The sequence below is a fragment of the Bartonella grahamii ATCC 700132 genome (assembly GCF_000518085.1).
Taxonomy (GTDB): Bacteria; Pseudomonadota; Alphaproteobacteria; order Rhizobiales; family Rhizobiaceae; genus Bartonella; species Bartonella grahamii.
In genome coordinates, this window is sequence record NZ_JACX01000010.1 from 2,494 (window position 1) to 26,229 (window position 23,736).

Genomic DNA, 23,736 nt, shown 5'->3' on the forward strand with positions numbered 1-23,736 from the left:
TTGCCGCCAAGCCAACTGGGCAAATGGAAAAGGTCCGATAAATCAACACTGCCAATCCATTCTCTGATGCGGCTTGGCAAAGATTTAAAAAAATCGCTCAACCTTGTGATGGGTACCCATAAAACCATCAACAATCAGGATAAAACCGCGTACAATGCGTAACGTCATGCTTCACTCCTTGCTGCTTTACGATAAGTTTCAAACGTATCGCCAAAAGTGTGCATCATTTTCTTTTGGATATCTTCAGTAAGCCAATCAAATATGCGCTATTGCACCGGCTACCGAAACTTAAATCTCCTAAAGGTGGCACTTCTTCTGCATCAAATTTCACCCGAAACAGTCCTAATTGTAAAATACTGTTGCAATTTAAATCGCGATCAAACCAAACCCGCCCCCCAGCAGTGCACCCCGCGCAATCAGATCATTAAGAAACTGCGTGAGAGAGCGGGTAATAGCAATGACATAGTGAGCAGTCAGATTCTCGTCATTAGCCCAAGGGCTAAAACTGTTAGTGATAGTTTTTTCAACGCTGCACAGGTGCACACTACATTGACAAAACGCCAGAGTGGATTACTGAAGTTAGTATGGTTTCCCCATAAAATGCGTCCATTGGCAGCCATTTTCCCTACAGTATTATCTAAATGCACATTTTGGCTAAGCCGTACTAGTTATAAAGGTAGCAATATCAGCTTGATTGAAACGCTTTGCCTCATGATCGATTTCGCCATCAAAATAGCTAATCGGGCACGCCGTACCTAAAATGCCTTTAACATCTTGATTGGAAGGAGACAAAAAAACACCTGCCCTTCACTTATCACGTTTGATAAACATCGCAGCCGCAAAAGGACTTGCTAGTTTAATACTAATACCACCCTCACTATTTGCCATCCGTACAAAGGAAGCAATCAAATAACAAAAATGCAATAATTAAATTTTCCCCTGAAGATATAGCGAAACTCGCGGCAGAGCTTTATAACAAGTTACAAGAGCTTATTCAAGACATCAACGACAGTGAAGAAATAGAGCTTACCTTGCCTCTTTTTAAAATTGCATTTAAAACATCAAATAGAGGTTGAAAAAACACTCAAGAACGATACCAACCCAACCTAACCATCATTAAAAATGGGAAATGAAGGTGCCTTTCTCCTTACATTAAGATTTTTAATAACAATTTGTTTTTAAAATATCATATCTTTTTTTGCTTTTTTGGCTGATTTGGGAGCAAACTTCACAATTTATAGATTTTTTTCAAAGGGTCTTCAAAGGCGGTTTTCTAGGCTTCCACAGAGTTTTTAAATCCTCAAAGCCTTTTCCTATTTTTTCCATTGAAACACAGTTTTTACTCATTTTTAGATGTAAAAACCCATTTTGACAAAATGCACATTTAATGGTGAAAATTAATCATTTAAAAAAATCATAAATTCCCACCCAATCCCACCTATTCCAACTTAAAAAAACTCCTGTCAAACGACAAGCTTTCTTTTTTGTATACTCACAGCAGCATAGATACTGCTATTCTTTATTGCTCATTTCCTCTTTTCTGGTTTCTTTTTTAATATCTTCTCCATTATTTTCTTTCTTGTGATAACTCAACAAAGTTTATCTCTAAATAATGCACAATAATAAAACGATTATCTACAATTAAAAAATTATAAACAACTTTTAATATCTTCAATTATTTTATAAATTTTTAATAAATTAGTGATTTAAATATTTTAATTTTTAATATATAAAATAATTTTTATTTATAATTTAGAATAAAACATTATGTATTTTATTGTAAAATTTATAATTATACTTTACACGCAAATAAAAACAATCTATTCGTCTCAAAGCAGAAAACCATCCATTTGATATCCTTCTTAATAAGCGGGGGCGGAATGTGTGGGGCTTATAAGTTAGGAAAATATCAATGTATAAAAAATCTCTGTTACTCTATACAGCGGCTATGACTGTTACGCTGTTTGGCACCCATTTCAACGCATATGCTGCTAACAATGTTCTTAAAAATGATGTAAAAGGTACAGTAACGTCTGCCACTTCAGGCAGTTCCTATGATGCAATTGAAGCAACAAATGGTGGCGAAATCAAGGGTGAAAATTTAATAGTAACCTCTCCTGATCCTGAAAAATTCAGCACTGGTGTAGCGTCGAAAGATTCGGGCAGTGAAATTACGTTAACGGGCACAACAATCGTTGAAAAAGTTAAGAACGGACTTTTTGCAGAAAAAGGTGGTAAAATCACCAGCGAAAATTTAATAATAAATGGAACCAATATTGGTTTAGTAGCCCAAAATTCTGGTAGCAAGATTGAGTTAACGGGCAAAACAACCATTGGAAAAGTTACGAACGGGCTTCAGGCAGTAGGCGGTGCTGCAATTACTAGCAAAGATTTAACGATAACCCTTAATGAAGCTGGAGTATCTAATGTTGGTGTGTCCGTCCAAGACTCTAATAGCAAGATTGAGTTAAAGGGAAAAACAACCATTAAAAACGCCACAAACCATGGTCTTATGGCAGTAAATGGTGCAATCGTTAGTGAAGATTTAACACTCATTGGTTCTGCAACCCAAGGAACAAGTATTGGTATAGGAGCCTACACACCTAATAGCAAGATTGAGTTAAAGGGAAAAACAGTCATTGAAAAGTTCAAAACAGGCCTTGTAATGAACAATGGAGCGGCAATCAAGATAGATGGCGCTTCCATTACAGCTTCTGAAATTGGTGCTTCTTTCATCGGTAGTTTCAACAATAGTAAGAACAACGAAACAACGCTAGAAAATGTGAACATATCGAGCGCTGACGATGACGCCTTGATGAATAAGGGAATAAATGCCGAAAAAAGCACTGTGACTTTAAACAATGTAACTGTCACTCAAGCAAACACAGGCATATTTGCAAATGATCACTCTACAATAACAGTCTCTGGAGGATCATTCGATGGAAAAACTGATGGGGTATATGCTAAACAAGGCAGCACCATTAATTTAACCGGCGATGCTAAAATTACATCAACTGATGGTTATGGACTCCATGCAGAAGGTCCAAAATCCAAAATCACCAAGACGGGAGGAACTGTCAGTGGGAAACAAAATGCATTATTTGCAGAAAAAGGCGGACAAATTGATGCTACGGACGTTACTTTAACAACAGATGGCAAAGGAACCGGTGCAGTTGCACTTGGCCCTGATAGCAGAATTGAATTGCATGGCGATACAACAATTAACAATACTTTGAACGGTCTTGGAGCAGTTGATGGTGGTAAAATTACCAGCGAAAATTTAACAATAATCGGTGGTGAAGCAATTGATCAAGACCCCGACAAAAACCGCTCTGGTGTATGGACAGCGGACTCTGGGAGTGAAATTACGTTAACGGGCAAAACAACTATTGAAAATATTGATGAAGGTTTTTATGCAGATGGTGGGAGTAAAATCATTAGCGGAGATTTAACAATGACCGGTGGTGAAAGTAAAAATGAGACCGTTGCTGTAAACGTTGCGGAACCTGATAGTGCAATCGAATTAAATGGTAAAACAACCATTCAAAATTTTGATGAAGGTCTTTTTGCAGGAAATAATAGCACGATTAAGATGATTAATGGTGATATTGAAGCAGCACAAAGTGCTGTAGAAAACAAAATAGAAGTAAAAAAAGTTGCACTAGCCGTAGCATATGGCGGACTTATTGATCTCACAGATGTCTCTGTAACAGCAGGAATCAGTGGCTTGCAGTTTTTAGGTTTCTCTAAAACCAAACTCAATGAATCGGATGATCTCAAAAAACATCAAAGTAATGAAATCAATTTAACCAATGCAGATATTCACGTTGAAAATGGTACTGGAATTCTTATTGGAGCTCTCACTGACAACGATATTGAAAATAATGCAGATCTGGCAATCGGTACAGCAAATCTCAAAAATTCAGAAATCCATGCCGATGTTTTACTAGGAAACGGCATTTATTTGAAAGACAAAGGGGTTTGGAACCAAGTGGGTTTAAAAGAGATCTCCAACGGCACTTTTACATTAAGCGCTGATCAGTCTACTCTAGAAGGCAGAGTGAATATTGCTAAAGACAGAAATGTACACTTTGATCTGAAAAACAATACAACATGGGCGTTGAAAATCAGCAAAAACGAAAAAGATGATGATGGCAATCTCCTTGATATTGCTCAAAGATCTCGTTCTGATATTTCCACGCTTCATCTCGATAATAGCTCCATTATTTTTAGCAAACCAACAGAAGAGCATTACCAAACATTGCATATAGGTTCTGGTAAACCAGACAGCACAGCAGTCTACAATGCAATGGGTGATGCAAAGATTTACTTCAACGCAGAATGGAGTGATGGTGCTGCAATAAATGAGCAAAAAACCGATAGACTTTTGATCAATGGGAATGTCTCTGGAACAACATCAGTTTATGTTACGGGGCGCTTAGAAAATGACAATGTCGAAGCAAACACCTCTGCTGCTGCCAATGTCCGTGGTCTTTCACTCATTCAAGTTTCTGGAAAAGCAGAAGAAAGCTCTTTCAAACTTGTAAATGGCTACACCACAAGAGGTGGTTTACCAGATATGTATACACTACGTGCCTATGGACCAGACTCAAGCCAAGGCAAAGCCAATATTGCGCAAAACCTGTTTGATGAAAAGAATGAAAGTTTCTGGGATTTCCGTTTGCAACCCGAACTGCTTGGAAATGGTTCTGGTTCTGGTCCAAGTGTGATCGCCCCTGTAGCACAAACAGCAAGCTATTTGGTCATGCCAAATGCTCTCTTCTATAGTGGATTAACAGATATGGCTAAACAAAATGCGCTCTTAGCCAATATCAGAACATCCGTCTTAGGAAAAGAAGAAGAGAAACAAACAGGTTTCTTCTTATACACCTACGGAAGCACAGGAACTTTATCTTCTGAGCGTGGTCCTCTCAAATACGGTTATGGTGCTGATATTCGCTATGCTGCTCTCCAAGCCGGTGTCACATTAGCGGCTTTAGAAGGACAAAATACCACAACACATTTCGGTCTTGTAGGCACCTATGGACAACTGTCGTTCACCCCGAAAGACATAGCAGATGCCGGTAAGAGCACATTGGATAAATGGTCACTAACAGCTTATGGAAGCGTGCAGCACAACAATGGTTTCTACGTTGATACACTGTTATCCTATGGTATCCTAAAAGGGCATATCGCCAATGCTCTCAGAGGAAATACCGCAAAGTTGAACGATGCCAAAATGTTGAGTGTTTCCACCACTATTGGCAAAGAGTTTGCAACCGGAATGGAAGGTTTAACATTTGAGCCACAAGCACAAATTGCCTATCAACATTTGATGTTTAATACCATTGAAGATGCTGATAATTTTGCTGTTGATATGAACAATCCTTCTCAATGGTTGATCCGTGTTGGTGGACGTTTGACCAAAACCATTTCCACTGAAAACAGCCGTCCGATGTCTTTCTATGGAAAAGTAAACTTGATCAAAACATTTGGTGATGATGGTACCATCCAGATTGGCAGAAACTTTGACCTTGATCCTATGGGGCTTGCTATTGAAGGTGGCGTTGGCATCAATGCACAACTGTCTCACAATTTCTCCCTTCATGGTGATGTAAGCTATCAACAAAAGCTTCAGAAAACTGGTATAAGTGGTGCAAACTTTTCAGGTGGAATACGCTATCAGTTTTAAGGAAAGACTGTAAAAATAGCCTATCATTCTATTTAACTTAACAAAAGGCAGCACAATTGTGCTGCCTTTTCGCTTTGTATAAATCCTAATGACACTACAACTACCCCCTCCCTTTTTATCAAGAAAAATATAAGGTATTTTTATTCAGAATATATTAAAACCCACAAATAATGAAAGCGGAAATCTTTTAATAAAAAGGCAGTTTTATTGACCAAAGTACCTTTCATTTAAAGCTTTAACATAAAGCTCTTTATTAATTACGTTTTTAAACTGAAGATATGTCTGTTTTACCACCCTCAATAAGATAAGCGATTATCAGAAACTTTCTCCTCATCTGAAAACTCAAACAATTTTTTGTCTATAAAATATTCAAACAAGAAAAAACACAAAAAACTATAAACGATAGGATCGTAAAATATATTCGAATAATTATTATAAAATGTCTTAAGAGACATAAATAACTCTCAGTAATTATCAAAAATTATTTTTATTATTTTATCAAGATATAAAAAATAATCCCACTACAAACAGAAAATAAATAAATTCATTTAATAAAAAATAAACTATACATAATATGCATTTTCATGAAGATTATTTAAAATATTTGACAGAGAAGTAAAAATAACTTACCGAGTTAGAGCTAGTGTAACAACACTAAGAACAGTAACTCATTTTCTATTCTTCTTATGAGGTCGGTGGGGAAATGAATATTGGGGACTTCAAAGGAGAATACGGATGTATAAAAAATCCCTTTTATCATATACAGCAACAGTCGCGATCATACTCTCTAGTATCTATTCCAATGCACATGCTGAATCTCTTGAAGCTTCAGGAGAAGGACCAGCCGTCACCGGAGAAACCGGAAAGTCCTATGAAATTCTTCATGCAAAAGAAAGTGGCAAAATCACTGGTGAAAATTTAACAGTAACCGGAAATAAGGATACCGGCGAAGGCTCATCCACATCTTCTCCAGGATCATCTTCTCTAGAATCACCCGCTGCTGTAACAGCTGAAGGCGAGAACAGTATGATCACATTAACGGGGAATAAAACAACTATTAAAGGAACTGATTTTAACATTAACCTTGGTCTTGAAGCAAAAAACAACGGTATAATCAAAATAACCGGTGGAACAGTAAATGCGAAGGAAATGGCATTATTTTCAGGTAACGGCGGACATATTATAGTCGAAAATGTCGTTCTAACAGCGGAAGATGACGAAGGATTAGGTGTCGTCGTCGCTAGTGGAGATAAAAGCACGATTGAACTACAAGGAAATACAAAGATTGAAAATGCTGTCGTTGGATTAACTGCAAATAACGATAGCACGATCAAAATGACCGGAGGATCTATTACAGCTTCTGGAGGGGGGGCTGCTTTCTTAAACAGTAAGGGCGATGCAAACGAACTGAACGGAGTGACGATATCCAGTCATAATGAAGTACCACTGCTATTCGGAATCAGTGCAAACAAAAGCATGGTAACTTTAAAAAATGTAACAGTCACTCAAGCAGAAATAGGCATATTTGCGAATGATTCTAAACTAGAAGTTTTTGGGGGAGAATTTAATGGAAAAAACCAAGGAGTATATGCTCTAAATGGTGGTACCGTTATTTTAAATAAAGGCGAAAAAGATGGTGCTACAATTACATCAACTGATGGAACAGGACTCGTTACAGAAGGTAAAAACTCTACAATCAAGATGACTGGAGGAATAGTAACAGGAAATCAAGCAGCATTATCTGCAACACAAGGTGGACACATCGAGGTAGAAGATGTGACTCTAAAAGCAACAGGAGACAAAGGAATCGCTGCAGGTGCTAGCAATTCTGACAGCATAATTAAATTAGGCGGAAATACAACCGTTGAAAGTACTTTTTTTGGACTTGGTGCAGCGAATGGCGGCAACGTCGAGATGACTGGAGGAACAGTAACAGGAAATCAAGCAGCATTATCTGCATTTAACAGTGGACACATCGAGGTCACGGATGTTTCTCTAAAAACAAATAGCAAAGGAGTTGGTGCACAATCTACCGGTCCTAACAGCACGATTGAATTGCACGGAAACACAATAGTTGATGATGCTGTAATCGGACTTTTTGCACAAGACGGCGGTGCAATCAAAATGAGCGGTGGTTCTATTACAGTATCCACAACTGGCAAATCTACAGTTGGTGCGAACTTCTCAAACAATAGTAAAGGAAATGAGCTTGAAAATGTGACAATATCAAAAAAAGAAGGTGATACATCCTCATTATTGGGAATAAGCGCCATCGATAACAGTCAAGTTACGTTAAAAAATGTAACCGTAAAACAAGCAAAAAAAGCTATTTTTGCGAGTAATTCTGAAATAAACGTATTTGGAGGAACATTTGAGACGGAAAATGACACAGTGTATGCTTTAAACGGTGGCAGCATCACTTTAGCTAAAAATGGAAACGATGGTACTACAATTATATCAACTGATGGAAATGGGCTCCATGCAGAAGGTGAAAACTCCATAATAAAAATGACGGATGGAACAGTAACCACGAAGAACTACGCATTATTTGCAGAAGATAAAGCACATATCGAGGTAGAAAATGTTACTCTAAAAACGACAGGGGACAAAGAAGGAGCTGGTGCAATTGCCATTGGTGACGATAGCGTCATTAAATTACATGGAAATACAACTGTTGATAATGCTATAATTGGACTCTTGGCACAAGACAATGGTGCAATTAAAATGACCGGAGGATCCATTACAGCTTCCAAGATTGGTGCTTACTTCGAAAACACTGAGAGCGAAAAGAACAAACTGGAAGGTGTGACGATATCGAGCGGTAAAAACGATGCGCCACTAATCGCTGGAATAGAAGCAGACAAAAACAGTACAGTCGCTTTAAAAGATGTAACCGTTACGCAAGCAACCAGTGCCATAATTGCAAATGATCACTCGACAATAACAGTCTCTGGAGGATCATTTGAAGCAAAAGGTATAACAATAGGTGCCGCAAACGGCAGCACCATTACTTTAACCAACGAAGCGCAAATTACCTCATCTGAAGACTATGGACTCTATGCAGAAGAATCCGGTAGCACCATCACAATGACAAAAGGAAACGTTACGGGGAAAGGTGTGACATTGGCTGCAGAAAATGGCGGACATATTACGGCCACAGATGTTACTCTAAAAACAACAGACGATGGTATCGGTGCAGATGCTGATGGCTCTAAAAGTGTGATTGAGTTGGAAAATACAACGATTAGTGATAGTGCAATTGGTCTTCACGCCCAAAGCAATGGCGCAATCAGTATGACTGGGGGAAGCATTAAAGCTTCTGTAGCTGGTGCTGTCTTTTCTAAAAGTGAGAGGGAAGAAAACTATCTGGACAATGTGATAATATCAAGTGGTGAAGGCGGTGCGCTGCTAGGCTATGGAATAGAAGCAGAAGAAAAGAGTAAAGTCACTTTAAAAAATGTAACCATCTCTGACGCAATTAATGCCGTAGCAGCGTATGACAATTCTACAATAAAAATCTCTGGGGGATCATTTAAGGCCGAAGATGAAACAATATATGTAGCAGATGGCGGCACCATCAATTTAGACGATGCTGCACAAATTACCTCATCTAATAGTTATGGACTCCATGCAGACGGTTTAAACTCTACCATCACAATGAATGAAGGACACGTCAAAGGAGACCGTACAGCATTGAGTGCGGAAGATGGTGGTCATATTACGGTCACAGGTGTTACTATCACAACAGAAAAGCAGCTTAGCGGATTAGGTGCAAGTGTTATCAATTCTAATAGTATGATCGAATTGCGTGGAACAGATATTATAGACACTTCGACTGGACTCCTTGCACAAGACGGCGGCGTAATCAAAATGAATAAGGGAACCATTACAACTTCTACAGTTGGTGCTATCATTTCAAACAGTAAGAGCAACGAAAACAAATTGGAAGATGTGACAATATCAAGCAATGGAAAAGGTAACTCGATCATATTTACAGGATTAAATGCCCAAGCAAGCAATATCACTTTAGAAAATGTACACATTACACAAGCATTCACCGGCGTAATGGCAATGGATCATTCTCAAATCACAATCTCTGGAGGATCATTTGCTGGAAACAATGTGGGGATACGTGCAGAGAGTGGAAGCACCATTACTTTAGCTGAAAATGCCCAAATTACATCATCTAATGGTTATGCCCTCCATGCAACCGGCTTAGACTCCACCATCACAATGATGACAGGAAGTATAACAGGAACAGAGGCAGCATTAGCTGTTGAAAACGGTGGGCATATTGATGCAACAAATATTTCTGCAACAGCAGAGAAAAATGGCATAAAATTTGAAAATCCTGAAGAAGATACAACCTCAGAAGTTAATTTAACCAACGCAAAGATTCACATTAAAAACGGTACTGGAATTAATGTAGATGAGTCAACCGGCACAATCAATCTTGGCAAAAAATCAGAAATCCGTGGTGATGTTTTACTAGTAAACAAAGATTCAACAAAAGGAAATAATTTCACTTTCACCCTCAATTCTGATGACTCCATATTAGAGGGTAGAGCAAAAATTATTAACAGCCCTAAAACAATCTTTAATTTGCAAAACAATACACAATGGATTGTAAAAACCAGTACAAAAGAAAAAGATGAAGATGGTCAACTGATTGATATTGCTCAAAGATCTCGTTCTGATGTTTCCACGCTTAATCTCGACAATAGCTCCATTATCTTTAGCGAACCAACAGAAGAGCATTATCACACATTGCATATAGGTTCTGGTAAACCAGACACGCAAGAAGTTTACAAAGCCTCTGGTGATGCAAAGATTTACTTCAATATTGCTTGGAGTGATGGCGTAGCAAGTGCCGATCAAAAAACCGATAGGCTTCTCATTCACGGTGATGTCTCAGGCAACACAACAGTTTATATCAAAAGCGATTCAGGGGATAAAAATAGTGTAGTAAATGCTGCTGATCCTTCGAATATCGGTGGACTTTCGCTTATTCAAGTCTCTGGGAAAGCACAGGAAGACTCTTTCAAACTGGCAAATGGCTATACCACAAGAGGTCGTTTACCTTATAAATATACGCTGACTGCTTATGGACCAGACTCAAGCCATGGACAAGCCGATATTGCGCAAAACATGTTTGATGAAAAGAATGAAAATTTCTGGGATTTCCGCTTACACAAAGAAATTCTTGAAACTGGCTCTGGTTCTGGTGTGGACACTCTTGTACCACAGACAGCAAGCTATTTGGTCATGCCAAATGCTCTCTTTCACGCTGGATTAACAGATATAGCTAAGCAAGACGAGTTTTTAGCTAATATGAGAATATCCACCATAGGACAAGAACAAGGGATAAAGAACGCATTCTTCTTATACACCTATGGAAGCACAGGAACCTTATCTTCTGAGCGCGGTCCTCTCAAATATGGTTATGGTGCTGATATCCGCTATGCTGCTCTCCAAGCCGGTGTCACATTGGCAGCAATTGAAGGACAAAATACCACAACACATCTCGGTCTTGTAGGCACCTATGGGCAGCTGTCGTTTACACCAAAGGACATGTCAGATGCCGGTAAGAACACGCTAGATAAATGGTCACTGACAGCCTATGGCAGTATACAACACAACAGTGGTTTCTACATTGATGCACTCTTGTCCTACGGTATCCTAAAAGGGCATATCGCCAATGCCATCAGAGGCAATACCGCAAAGTTGAACGATGCCAAAATGTTGAGTATTTCCACCACTGTTGGCAAAGAATTTGCAACCAATATGGAAGGTTTAACATTTGAGCCACAAGCACAAGTTGCCTATCAACACTTGATGTTTAACACCATTGAAGATGCTGATAATTTCACTGTTGATATGAACAATCCTTCTCAATGGTTGATCCGTGTTGGTGGACGTTTGACCAAAACCATTTCCACTGAAAACAACCGTCCTATGTCTTTCTATGGAAAAGTAAACTTGATCAAAACTTTTGGTGATGATGGTACCATTCATATTGGTAGAGACTTTGACCTTGATCCTATGGGACCTGCAATTGAAGGCGGCATTGGCATCAATGCACAACTGTCTCACAATTTCTCCCTTCATGGTGATGTAAGCTATCAACAAAAGCTTCAGAAAACTGGTATAAGTGGTGCAAACTTTTCAGGTGGAATACGCTATCAGTTTTAAGGAAAGACTGTAACAAGAAGCGTATTGCTATTCTGTACATTTTATCAAAAAAGGCAGCGCAATGTGCTGCCTTTTTTAATCTATGTAAGCTACTATTCTTATCCCCTGAAACTTTTTTCTTTTCTCCTCAATGATCTTCTTCTCTCCCATTTACACGAGCCGCGCGGCATATTCATTATCGAATTTGTCTATAAAGCTAAGAAAAGTGTATTTTTAGACAATATTAAAGAAAACAACATTGGAAAAGATAATGATAAAAGAAGCTCTCTCTTCATACCTTTTATCTGTTTCTTCAATCCATTAGCTTAACACCACCTGTAAGGATTCATTTATATTTCCATGTAGCGTTTTTTAGGCAAAGCATTTTGACAATGCTTATCCCTCTCACTCCATACAATATATTGATTTATAAAGATAATTATTTATTTTTCATGTTGAATGAGAGTCCCGAATATCGTAGAATTCTCTCATTTCAAACTTGTTTCATGTTGAATCAATTAAAAATTTTCTTGCACGTTACAAGCGGGGATGGCGTGTGGAGAAAAGTTATATAAGAAAAGCTTAAGAAGCCCTATAATGAACTGTCTCAAGAACCAAGAGCTTGTCACAAACATTGGGAGCTAGCAAAGTGTGTGATGGGCTTGCTCTTTTATTAAGCGTAAAGGTATCAGCTTGCTCCTTCGTAAGCGTAAAGATGATGAGACTCTATGGCTTTAGCGTTATAGCATTCATGACCACATCGTCGCGAAATGGGCTGTGCCTACCCTTAAGAAAAGTATCTTTAAAGAAAGCCTGTGAATAGCCCCCTCATCTCTTCTTCTTATAGCAGAGGAAATTTGCTGATCGTTTTGGCGAGTGCACAAAATAATACATCTCAACGCTATAGAGCTTTTATAACGATTATCCTTAATAGACAATTTTAAATATCATACTTCATAGTGTTTTTAGCATAAGCTTGACAAGCTCGGTTTTATGAAATCCATCTTAGCTGCATTACGCTTTCTATTTTAAAATCTCTTCTAAGACCAATTTTTAAACGATAAATAACAAAACATAATATTCGTTTTGTTGTTTACAATAAAAACATAATAATATAAAAACTGATTGGGTACTTGCGCCATCAGGGGAATGAAGTAAGCATCAAAGCATACCAAATACTAAAGGCATATCTATGTGTAAGAAATATATTTATAAGAAAAATTTTTTGTTATGTACAATTGCTGGAACTTTCATTTTTTCTCATTTTGCTCCAACTTATGCAAATAGACAACCTCCTGAAATTATTAGTGAGTTTAAGCTGGAGAAAGGAGAAGAAAAAACTCTTAATAACGTTTTTATCCGCAATGGATTGAGCGCAGTGCACGCCTCTGAAAAAGCAATTGCCACAATTACGAACTCAACAATACATTCAGCTTCGTTTGCTTTTGCTGTATCACAAGGTGGACGTATTAATGCTAAAGAAGTAAAAGCCAATGCCCTATATACTGGCCTATCGATTTCAAACGGTATCATTAACATTGAAGATTCATTCATAGAAAGCAAAAAACAATCCGGTATTGTTTTTCATAGCATTTTAGATGTTTTTGTGAAAGATGGTGAAGAAGTTATCAATAAGGCAATTCTTAACAATACAAAACTTCTTGTGAAAAATGGTGTCGGTATTTTAGGACCATCATCTTCAAAGTCTGTTGCCGAGGTTCAACTTAGAAATTCAGAAATTCGTTCTGATGTACTATTACAAAATAATGTAAAAAAGAAAACAGATTCAGATCCTCATCCTGTGACTTTTGTATTAACCGCCGATAATTCGATTATGGAAGGAAGAGCAAGAACCTTAGCAGTAAATACAACTGTTTTTAATTTAAATAACAATAGCAAATGGTATTTAAATGTAAGTCAATACGACATAAATCGTGATTTTAGTTCATTTAATTATGCACTCCATGATATTAAGCAACGAGCACTGTCTACCGTTTCAGTACTGAACTTCAATAATAGCTCTATTGTGTTTAATGCGCCACATAGGCTGGCAAAGGGTCAATATCAAACCTTGAGTGTAGGACGAACAATTGAGATCCCTAAACCACACGAAAACAGGGATTCCGCTATAAAAACCGTTTATAATGCGACAGGCAATGCAAGAATTTATTTCAATACAGAATGGAGTGATGGTTTAAAAAGAGAACAACAAAAAACGGACCGCCTTCTTGTCCATGGAGATGTATCAGGCACCACGACAATTAGTTTCAATAGTCTTTCAAAAGGTGAGTCATCAAAAGAAGAAGCTTCTATTCCTGCGAATATGCGTGGACTGTCGCTCATTCAAGTATCTGGAAAAACAGATGAAAATGCCTTCAAACTAGCAAATGGCTATGTCACAATAGGCAGTTTGCCTTATAAATATGTCTTAAATGCCTATGGACCAACATCACGTCTTGGAGAAGCAGAGAGCACACAAAGCCATTTAGGAAAAGTAACTCAACAATCACAAGAAAAGTCCTCAAAAACCGACACGACCCCCGTTGTATTAGGTGGTGTGGTTTTGAAGATTGAGGATAATATAAAAGGTGAATCAACAGCAAATTCTGAGCAAATAGGGAGCACACAAAACCATTTGAGAGAAAATCAGAATTTCTGGGATTTCCGCTTGCAAAGTGCAACGCTCGATGATGAAGGAAAGATCAGAGCTCTCGTTCCTCAAGTGGCAAGCTATTTGTCCATGCCTAGCGCACTATTCTCAGCTGGACTGGCTGATGTAAACAATCAAAACACTTTACTGAACACGATACAAAAAACAGGCTTTGAGAAAAAAAATCATAAAAACAAAGGGATCTTCTTCTCGACTTATGGCAATAAGATGACATTATCCTCTCACCGTACGCCATTGCAATATGGCTATGGTGCCGATATCCACTATGCTGCTTTACAAGCAGGCTTTACATTAGTAGCTCTAGAAGATCAAAACATAACCACCAATTTTGGTCTTTTCGGGACATATGGGAAATTAGCTTTCACCCCAAAAGATATGGAAGGTGCTGACAAGAGTACACTCAATAAATGGTCAATTGCTGCATATAGTGGACTGCGCCATAATAATGGTACATATATCCATGCTCTCTTTTCCTATGGAATGCTCAAGGGAGATATCACCACAGCTCTCATAGGAAAGACTGCAGAATTGAAAAACGCTGATACATTCAGTGCATCGGCGACCATTGGACAAAAGTTCGAAACCAGTACAAAGGGATTGATCTTTGAACCACAAGCACAAGTTGTTTATCAGCGTCTCATGCTTGGCACACTCTCAGATGTCGATGGCTTTGATGTAGATATGGGAAATCCTCATCAATACTTAGTGCGTGTTGGTGGGCGCTTAACACAAACGACGATTTCTATTGAAAAAGGCAGTATTCTTTCTCTCTATGGTAAATTGAATATTATTAAAGCTTTTTCTAACAATGACACCATACAGATTGGTGAATCATTCCACTTTGATTCTATGGGAGCTTCTGTTGAAGGTGGACTTGGTGTGAATGCACAATTATCACAAAATATCGCCCTTCATGCTGATGTTAACTATCAACATAAGCTTCAAAAAACTGGTATATCTGGAGCAAGCTTTTCAGGCGGAATACGCTATCAGTTTTAAGAAAAGGCAAAAAACAATTTATAGTCTATGCATTTTTAATAAAAAAGCAGTACGAATGTACTGCTTTTTTGCAATCTATCGTAAAGAGCCATCAATAACGGTTCTTTCTATACAGCTTTCTCGAAAGGATTAATTTCATTCAAACTAAATGCAACAAAATTCCTTATCTCTCAATGACTGCTGAAGTCTCAAGAGAGCCGCCTTTTTGACTTATAAAAATCGAATGGATTCAATAAAAATTGTTGTATATCGATAAAAAATACAAAATATTTTAGCTTTTTTACATCAAAAAAATTCATAGTGAATAATTCTATATGCAAGAAAACCAACTGAACGATTTTTGTAAATGCACAACAAATCTTCTTCAAAAACTTTGTAGAGTTTTCATAACAACAGCCTTAAGCAATAAACATCCTTGCAAAATATTTTGATCCTTAGCACTTTAAAACAAAAATACTTATCAAGCTAGGTTTTCTGAAATCCATCTTCGCTGCATTGCGCTTTCTATTTTAAAAGCTCTTCTAAGACCAATTTTTAAACGATAAATAACAAAACATAATATTCGTTTTGTTGTTTACAATAAAAACATAATAATATAAAAACTGATTGGGTACTTGCGCCATCAGGGGAATGAAGTAAGCATCAAAGCATACCAAATACTAAAGGCATATCTATGTGTAAGAAATATATTTATAAAAAAAATTTTTTGTTATGTACAATTGCTGGAACTTTCATTTTTTCTCATTTTGCTCCAACTTATGCAAATAAACAACCTCTTGAGATTCCTACGGTCCAAGTAGCTAATGGAGAAGAGAAGAGCCTTCATAATGTTTTTGTTCGTGGTAAGTATGATGCCGTGGTTGCTAAGAAAGGTCATATTACCATTACAAACTCAGTAATGCACTCAGGCTTTACTTTGCTTTCTGCAACATCAGGTGGTCAAATTAATGCCAAAGGAATTGTGGGAGAGGCAGAAGGGCATGGTTTGTCACTCACAAACGGCACAACCCATATTGAAGATTCAACATTAAAGGTCATAGGCCACAGCAGAGCCTATGGTATCAATTTTGGTTATATTTCAAGTTCTACAATAAAAGAAGGAGAAGAAGTTGTAAACAAAGCAATCCTTAATAATACAAAACTTCTTGTAAACGACGGTGTAGGTATTTTCGGACCTTATTATCCCAAAACGAATGCAGTGTACCTTAAAAACTCAGAAATTCGTTCTGATATGTTATTAAAAAATGAAGTCTCACCCTTCTTCGAGGTTCAACCTGCTACTTTTACATTAGAGGCTGATAATTCGATTATGGAAGGAAGAGCAAAAACGCTTCCTCAAAATACAACGGTTTTCACCCTAAACAATAACAGCAAGTGGCATTTAAAAATTAGTCTATTTGAGTTGGAAAATAGTTTTAGTCTATTTGATTATAAGCTCCTTGATCTTAAGCAACGAGCACAATCTATCGTTTCAGTCCTAAACCTTAATAATAGCTCTATCATATTTAATGCGCCGCATAAACTAGCAGACAATCATTATCAAACCTTGCATGTAGGAAAACATCCACAAAAAGCAGAGCAAAACAGAAGCTCCGATGCAACAACGGTTTACAATGCATTGGGCAACGCAAGAATTTACTTTAATACAGAATGGAGTAATGGTCTTACAAAAGAACAACAAAGAACTGACCGTGTTCTCGTTCATGGTGATGTCTCAGGCACCACAACGATCTATTTCAACAATCTTTCAAAGCATGCAGAACCATTCGATGATGAAGAAGATTCAATTCCTTTGAATATGCGTGGGCTCTCACTTATTCAAGTTTCTGGGCAAGCAAATGAAGATTCCTTCAAACTTGCCCATGGCTACACCACAATGGAGGGCTTACCTTATAAATACATACTCAATGTTTATGGACCAACATCCAGCCGTGGGAAAGCCGATAAGACACAAAGTCATTTAAGCGGAATATCACAAGAATCAAAACAGAAAGATGCACAAAATACCAATGCATCATCCCTTAAAAAAGAAAACAATGGACAAGCTCCCTTGGAAGAAAATGAGAATTTCTGGGATTTCCGCTTGCAAAGTGCGACTCTCGATGATGAAGGAAAGATCAAAGCTCTTGTTCCTCAAATGGCAAGCTATTTGGTTATGCATAATGCAATATTCTCCTCTGGATTGGCTGATATAAACAATCAAAATACATTGTTAGATAATATGCACTCAATAGTTTTCGGATTAGAAGGTCATAAACAGAAAAGGATATTCTTATCGACTTATGGAAACAAGATGACGTTATCTTCCAGCCGTAGTCCATTAGAATATGGTTATGGTGCAGATGTTCGTTATGCTGCTATCCAAGCAGGTATGACATTAGCAACGTTAGAAAATCAAAATATGACCGCGAATCTTGGTCTTTTAGGCACATATGGAAAGCTTTCTTTTGCGCCAAAGGATATGGAAGGTTCTGACAAAAACATACTGGATAAATGGTTCTTTACGGCATATGGGAACCTCTACCATGACAATGGTCTCTATGTTAATACACTTTTCTCTTACGGCATTTTAAACGGACATATTACAACAGCCCTTATCGGCAACACCACAGAGTTAAACAATACGAATACATTAAATATATCAGCTACCGTTGGACAAAAACTAGCAACTGGTATTGAAGGTGTGTCCTTTGAACCACAAGCACAACTTATTTATCAACACATTACATTTGGCACTCTTTCAGATATTGATGGCTTCCAAGTTAATATAAAGACCCCTCATCAATGGTTAGTCCGTATTGGAGGGCGTTTAACGAAAACAATGCTTCCCATTGAAAAAGATCGTGTTCTTTCTTTTTATGGTAAATTGAATGTCATCAAAGCTTTTGGTGAAAAGCGCACTATCGATGTTATTGAATCTTTCTATCTCGATTCTATGGGCTCTTTCCTTGAAGGTGGGCTTGGCATTAACGCGCAACTTTCTAAAAATATCGCACTTCATGCTGACGTTAATTACCAACATAAACTTCAAAAAGCTGGTGTCTCTGGAATTAATTTTTCCGGTGGAATGCGTTATCGCTTTTAGAAATCTTAGCTCTCTATTTTGACGCATAAGCAGCGCTGAGATGAAAATAGTGCTGCTTATATTTTACTACATTACAAAAATTGTAGTGTGTCAAAAAGTGGTTCATTTTTAGCAAAACAAAGAAAAACATCTTAAGGAACATCTCTATGCATAAGAATCTTTTATGTACAGCCGCTTGTGCTTTGTTTTTTTCTTCTTTTAATTTTACGTCTACCAGTACCGCTTCTGGCTTAAACCCTCAAACACGCCATACCATTGATTTAATAAACACACCAACACAAGCATCGAAAACGACTCTTAACACATCCGCAAAAGCTCATGTGAAATTACCCACAAAAGTTAAGAGAACCGCTACCGCTGATACCGAAAGCACCTCTAAACTTACAGATAATGAAGCAGCCGCAACTTCTGCGTCTCTTGATTTGGCAGAAAAAAGAACAGTTCTTACGCCACAAAAAGAAAGCTCTTTAGTCATGCCTATCGCGATGTTTTCTGTCGGTTTTTCTGATTTCAACAATCAAAATATCTCGTTAGACAATATGCAAATAACAATGTTTGAACCAAAAGATCATCCAGAGAGAGGCGTTTTCTTATCCACTTATGGCAATAAGAGCACCTTTTCTTCCAGCATTCAAGAAAAACAAGATGGTGTTCAAGCAAATATTCGCTATGCTGCATTGCAAGCAGGAGCCACATTAATAGCGCTATACGATCAAAATATCAGCAGAAATTTTGGTCTTTTCGGAACATATGGGAAATTATCTTTTACTCCTAAAAACAAAGAAAGCTCTCATAAGAAAATGCTTGATAAATGGTCACTCACCGCATATGGAAATATTCAACATGACAGTGGCCTCTATGCAAGTGCATTTCTCTCTTATGGCATTTTCAAAGAAAATAACACCACAGCTTTCATCAAACATACCTCAAAAGTAAATAATAGTAAAACATTAGGGGCTGCTGCAACTGTTGGTCAAAAACTGTCAACCAGTTTGGAAGGTGTAATCCTAGAACCGCAAGCACAACTTGTTTATCAGCGTCTCATGCTTGGCTCTTTCTCAGATGACGATAACTCTAAAATAGACATAAGCAAACCTCATCAATGGTTGCTCCGTATTGGCGGACGTTTGACGCAAAACAAAGGCCATGCCCTTTCCTTCTACGGCAAACTGAACGCGATCAAAACTTTTAGTGAAAACCTTCCGCTTGCTGCTATGGGATTTTTAATCGAAGGTGGTTTTGGTATTCAGGCGCACTTATCTGAAAATATCGAGTTTCATAATGATCTCAGCTATCAACATAAATTCAAAAAAGATGGCATATCTGCAATAAATATTTCCGCTGGAATGCGCTATCACTTTTAAAAATACTTGTATTCCTATCTTGAAATATAAAGCACTCTCATTATGTTTCATTTTGTCTCTTACAAAAGAAACATAATGAGGTCAAAGTTTTATATTTTATGAAAGAGGGGAAATATTTAGGAATACATCTATATGAAAAAAAGTTTTTTACTATACACAGTTTCTGGAATTCTGTTTTGTTCTTCCACCAGCTTGTCTTATGCTCTTCATGATACGAATGCACAACCTACGATAGATCTCCCGTCTCCACAACCCGCTCATTCAAATGCATCATCTTCATATCCACCTTTAACATCTAGCTCTACAAGAACGATCATACCCCCTCCTCTTACAAAGAGTGAATCTACAACGCCTACTCCTACGAGCACTCTACCTTCCACAACCCAACTTGAAGGAAATTTAGTTCGAAATACAATTTCTTCTTCAAAACAAAACTCTGATCTTAGCCAAGGAAGTACACAAACATCAAAGACTAAGGTAGCAAAAAATGTACAATCTAACCCTACAGCCACACAAGATACTCTTACAAAATCTCCAACGACAGAGATAGCTCCAACAGCAGGAATGGAAGTAAAATCTAGAAGACGTTCGGGTGTTTCCACCTCTTCTACAGACTCTTCCAGAACAAAAACGTCCGAAAATTCTGCTGTATCCTCACAGTCAGAACCTCCACAACCTGCACAAAATTTACGAGCAACACTTATAAACTTAAAACCTACAAGAGCGGAACCTACAAAACAAACAACAGAGCTATCGCCAACGCCTAAAGAACCGGAACTCGCACAGCCAATATCTTTAAGACCAGAAACTGGAAAACCAGCATTACCGGTACCACTAAAATCTGTAAAATCAGCGCCCGTGCAATCTGCCTCTGCACAAAAAGTATCTGAAAAATCAGAGCTTAAAAAACCAATATCACCAATAAAACAACCTGAAAAGTCTACACAAATTGAGGATATAAGCTCCGGAATTGAGGCTGAAAACGGTAAGACCATAACGCTACATAACAAAAAAATTCAAGACAATGGTTTTGCTGTACATGCAGAGGGCAATAATTCAAAAGTCAACATGATAGGGGGAACAGTTGATGCGCGTTTTGTTGCACTAAGTGTATCAGATGGTGGAGAAATTGATGCTACAGGTATTACTGTAACAGCAGAAACAGTTGGTTTGCTAAACATAGAGGGAACAATCAAACTGAAAGATTCAAGCGTACATGTCACGGGCAATCATGAAGTGGACGGTATTATTTTCCGCGACAATCCGTATAATGCCCCTAGAAAACGATATACACGCAATGCTGAAAGGAATGCCAACGCCGTTCAAGAACAAGATGTAGCCAATATTGCCGATAAAGTAACTCTAGAGAATACAAAGATTTTCGTTGAACATGGTAGGGGTATCAACCTTTATGGAACAGGCATAAACGGTGAAGTCAGCCTTAAAAATTCAGAAATTCATGCCGATATTTTATTAAAAAATATAAAAAACGAAAATGCTTTCACAAACACCCTTACACTGGTTTCTAACCACTCTTCTTTAGAAGGTCGAGTAAGAACTTCTAAAGATAATAGAACTGTTTTTGATCTAAAAGAGGGGACGAAATGGCTTTTAAAGGCAAATAAAAACGCCCAAAATAATGATAATGTTTCAGATGACCATGTACAGTTTGGTGTTGATGAAAAATTATACTCTAACCTTTCTGGATTGCGCCTTACAGATAGTGTCATTATGTTTAACAAGCCAGTGGAGGGACATTACCAAACTCTGTTTATAGGACCTAATCTTCCGAAAGGAGAAGGAACAGCTCATACAGAAGCGGTTTATAGTGCAACAGGTGTTGCAGAAATTTATGTAAATACTCAATGGAATAAACATTCTCCTATCACGGAGCAACAGACCGATCGCATTGTGATTAATGGTGATGTCTCAGGCCGTACTGTTGTTCACATCAATCTCCGAAAAACAGATAAAAAAACAACCGATAGCTCTGCTGTTTGGGGAGAACACATGGCGTCACTTCCTTTAGGGACACATGGGATTTCAATCATTCAAGTTTCCGGACAAGCAAACGAAAATTCCTTCACGTTAGCAGGAAACTATATGACAATAGGGAAACAACCTTATAAGTATGTACTTACAGGCTATAAACCTGGAACATCTCATGAAAGCCAAAACCTTTTTGGTAAGAACAGTAATTTCTGGGATTTCCGCTTACAGAATGCCTACATTGATAAGGATAAAAAAGTTCGAGCACTTTTACCACAGGTAGCAAACTATTTAACCATATCTAATACTTTATTTTCTGCTGGATTTACTGATGTCAACAATCAAAACACGTTGTTAGACAATATGCGAACAACAGTATTTGGGGCAGAAGACAATAAAAAGAATGGTATCTTTTTCTCTTCCTACGGCGAGAAAGTCACCTTATCTTCCAACCGCGATCCACTGCATTATGGTTATGGTGCTGATGTAAACTATACTGCTTTACAACTGGGTGTCATATTAGCCGCCTTGGAAGGCAAAGACATAAGCACACATTTTGGTTTTGTAGGAACATACGGGAAACTTGCCTTTACGCCAAAAGAGATGCAAGATTCTGAAAAGACGACACTTGATAAATGGTCTCTTGCCGCTTACAGCGGCATCCAACATAGCAATGGTATATATGTAAACACCCTTCTTTCTTACGGAAAGTTAAAAGGAAATATTACCACAGCTCTTGTTGGAAATGCCGCACAACTGGATGGTACTGAGATGCTTAATATATCTGCAACCATTGGTCAGAAATTAGCGACCAACACAAAAGGATTGGTATTTGAACCACAAGCACAATTCATTTATCAAAATCTCATGTTTGATATCTTCTCAGATGCCGATGGCTTAAAAGTAGACATGGGAGACCCGCATCAATGGTTGGTGCGTATTGGTGGACGTTTAACAAAAACTATAATGGCTGTTGAAGAAAGTAAGGCTGTTTCCTTCTATGGTAAAGTAAATGTTATCAGAGCTTTTGGTGATGGTAAAACAATAAAAATTGCTGATACCTTTCATGTTGATCCTACCGGCTCTTCAGTTGAAGGAGGCATGGGGGTGAATGCATATCTTTCTCAAAAAATCGTACTAAACGCCGATATCAGCTATCGGCAAAAACTGCAAAAAGCCGGTGTATCTGGCACCAATTTGTCTGGCGGGATACGTTATCGTTTCTAAAGAAGAAGCTAATTTTTATTTAAACTTATATTTTTTAAATTCTCAAAAATCATTATCACATTAAAGAAGATTTTGACTTATAACTTTTCTTTTGCATATTGAATGAAAAACTGAATACCATAGCATTCTCTCATCAAAACACCCCATGCATAAAGTTTTTATGCCTTACACCACACCTCAAGCGATGATGTTTTTACAGCACAACAGAATAAGCATTCATGCGGATTTTAAAAAATTAGCCCCTTCTTCGCTGTGGACGTTCCATTTATTTTAGATGATCTGCATTTAATATACCTGTTATAAAGACTTGCTATCTGTTATAAATTCTTAAAGGCATATTTTTCCTCTAAAATCTCAATACCACACCAACTCCAACATAAAACAAAACATTGATTTATAAAGAGTGTTCATTGTTTTGCATGTTAAATAAGAAGCCAGAATAGCGTAAGATTCTTTCATTTCAGACCCGTTCCATGTTGAAGCAACCAAAACCATATCTCTTGCAAGTTACAAGCGGGAAGAGCCCTTGTGGATAAAA

At 37.7% G+C, this 23,736-nt stretch carries 5 protein-coding genes and 3 pseudogenes; 7 read left to right on the forward strand and 1 reads right to left on the reverse strand.

Annotated features, from left to right (window positions below):
* Window positions 1-164: 164 nt before the first annotated feature.
* A pseudogene (locus U736_RS10955) lies at window positions 165-918 on the reverse strand (phage tail sheath C-terminal domain-containing protein); the annotation flags it as partial.
* Between U736_RS10955 and U736_RS12760 the strand changes: the two are divergent.
* The 7 genes and pseudogenes from U736_RS12760 to U736_RS0104915 all read left to right on the forward strand — a co-directional run.
* Window positions 915-1,110: pseudogene (locus U736_RS12760) on the forward strand (helix-turn-helix domain-containing protein); the annotation flags it as partial. The pseudogenes U736_RS10955 and U736_RS12760 sit on opposite strands and share 4 nt — an antisense overlap.
* A gap of 802 nt (window positions 1,111-1,912) precedes the next feature.
* Window positions 1,913-5,692: an autotransporter outer membrane beta-barrel domain-containing protein gene (locus U736_RS0104890; protein WP_026500366.1), complete on the forward strand. Its 3,780-nt coding sequence runs from the start codon at window positions 1,913-1,915 to the stop codon at window positions 5,690-5,692.
* Window positions 5,693-10,063: 4,371 nt separating this feature from the next.
* Window positions 10,064-11,884: pseudogene (locus U736_RS13160) on the forward strand (autotransporter outer membrane beta-barrel domain-containing protein); the annotation flags it as partial.
* Between the two features lie 1,171 nt (window positions 11,885-13,055).
* The gene (locus tag U736_RS0104900) at window positions 13,056-15,533 is read left to right on the forward strand and encodes an autotransporter outer membrane beta-barrel domain-containing protein (protein ID WP_026500368.1); all 2,478 of its coding nucleotides are present in this window, start codon (window positions 13,056-13,058) and stop codon (window positions 15,531-15,533) included.
* Between the two features lie 673 nt (window positions 15,534-16,206).
* On the forward strand, window positions 16,207-18,618 hold the full coding sequence (locus U736_RS0104905) for an autotransporter outer membrane beta-barrel domain-containing protein (RefSeq protein WP_026500369.1): 2,412 nt from the start codon (window positions 16,207-16,209) through the stop codon (window positions 18,616-18,618).
* 146 nt (window positions 18,619-18,764) lie between these two features.
* Window positions 18,765-19,982, forward strand: coding sequence for an autotransporter outer membrane beta-barrel domain-containing protein (locus U736_RS0104910; RefSeq protein ID WP_015856690.1), 1,218 nt, complete (start codon window positions 18,765-18,767; stop codon window positions 19,980-19,982).
* Window positions 19,983-20,114: 132 nt separating this feature from the next.
* Complete coding sequence (locus U736_RS0104915) at window positions 20,115-23,198, forward strand: autotransporter outer membrane beta-barrel domain-containing protein (protein ID WP_015856691.1); 3,084 nt, start codon at window positions 20,115-20,117, stop codon at window positions 23,196-23,198.
* Window positions 23,199-23,736 lie beyond the last annotated feature (538 nt).

Excerpts from the sequence above, each read along its gene's own strand:
- U736_RS0104900 (WP_026500368.1), top strand. The coding sequence starts at position 13,056 with ATGTGTAAGAAATATATTTATAAGAAAAATTTTTTGTTATGTACAATT.
- U736_RS0104915 (WP_015856691.1), top strand. The coding sequence starts at position 20,115 with ATGAAAAAAAGTTTTTTACTATACACAGTTTCTGGAATTCTGTTTTGT.
- U736_RS0104905 (WP_026500369.1), top strand. The coding sequence starts at position 16,207 with ATGTGTAAGAAATATATTTATAAAAAAAATTTTTTGTTATGTACAATT.
- U736_RS0104910 (WP_015856690.1), top strand. The coding sequence starts at position 18,765 with ATGCATAAGAATCTTTTATGTACAGCCGCTTGTGCTTTGTTTTTTTCT.
- U736_RS0104890 (WP_026500366.1), top strand. The coding sequence starts at position 1,913 with ATGTATAAAAAATCTCTGTTACTCTATACAGCGGCTATGACTGTTACG.